The organism is Halopseudomonas yangmingensis, assembly GCF_900114825.1.
Classification (GTDB): domain Bacteria; phylum Pseudomonadota; class Gammaproteobacteria; order Pseudomonadales; family Pseudomonadaceae; genus Halopseudomonas; species Halopseudomonas yangmingensis.
The window spans coordinates 1-1,175 of the sequence record NZ_FOUI01000047.1 but is presented as its reverse complement, the minus strand read 5'-3'; the positions used below and the strand labels follow the sequence as shown (position 1 = coordinate 1,175).

The 1,175-nt window shown below is 49.4% G+C and carries 2 protein-coding genes; both read left to right on the top strand.

Annotated features, from left to right (window positions below; translation table 11 throughout):
- Window positions 1-637, top strand: a 637-nt coding sequence (locus tag BMZ23_RS14760; RefSeq protein WP_143069635.1) for an RHS repeat-associated core domain-containing protein, incomplete at its 5' end; no start/stop codon positions are given.
- Window positions 625-957: a hypothetical protein gene (locus BMZ23_RS14755; protein WP_093479104.1), complete on the top strand. Its 333-nt coding sequence runs from the start codon at window positions 625-627 to the stop codon at window positions 955-957. The genes BMZ23_RS14760 and BMZ23_RS14755, both read left to right, overlap by 13 nt.
- Window positions 958-1,175 lie beyond the last annotated feature (218 nt).

The window sequence follows — 1,175 nt, the reverse complement described above, 5'->3', positions numbered from 1 at the left end:
CCCGAACCTGACCCTGAACCTGCGCTTCCCTGGGCAGTACCACGACGAAGAAAGCGGGCTGTACTACAACTACTTCCGGACCTATGATCCGAGCAAGGGGCGCTATACGCAGAGTGATCCGATTGGGTTGGCGGGGGGAATCAATACCTATGCCTATGTTGGAGGGAACCCGATTCGATATGTTGACCCTTTGGGTCTTTATACCGAAATTATCATATGGCAGCCGGTTCGATGGGGCAGCTCTTCGTTTGGTCACGTATCTGCAAACGTTAACGGGACGAATTACTCATGGGGTCCAAGTGGGTGGGATACTAGATATCCTAATGCATCGGATTATGCTGATAGACAAGGAACATTTAGGTCAGGGGCTGGGGTAATTCTTAATTTGACTCCTGATCAAGAGCGGCGCTTAGAAGAATGCTATGCGCGTAGTCGTGGTAATTACAGCTCAATAAGTAATAACTGCGCTGATCCGCATCAAGAATGCTTGTCCGAAGTCCTCGGTTCTTCAATATCAAATGCACTTTTTCCGGTGAATTTTGGAAATGATTTGCTGGGTTCACCTTATTATGGTGGATCGACGTTCTATCCTGGGCCTGATCGTGGTTTTTGGGACGATGCGCCATGGGCTCGATAAAGAAAAGAGTTTGGTTGTCGATAATGGGGCTGAGTATCGTGTTGACAGCGGTGGCTTTGATGTTCCATTTTTCTGATCCAAGACTCATTCTGGCAGCTGATAGTACTGTACCTGTATATGTCGGTATTGACGAAGCATTAGCGGCACCGCCAGCGGGCGTAATTGCAGAGTTGCAGCCCCAGCAACAAGTGAAGGTGGTGCGTTGTGTGGATGTGAAGCACTACATTATCTATAAAGTTCAGTTACCTGACGGACGAATTGGCTTTGTAAACGACGGCAAGTACACATTGCTTCGGGACGGAAAGCCATCCTTCTGTTGACTCACTCCATTGAAAAAGCCCAGCCAAGCGCTGGGCTTTTGCATTAGCCGCCTTGCCGTTTAGCGGCTGTTCGCCGGTTTAAAATCATCGGCAAAGGCCCGCCTGGCGTTGTGCTTGAGAATCTGAATCACACCGGGTTCCGTGGAGGCCTCAACTCTTGAGAGAATGAGGCATGAAGAAATCCAATAGCTACTCCCCTGAAGTCCGTGAACGTGCTG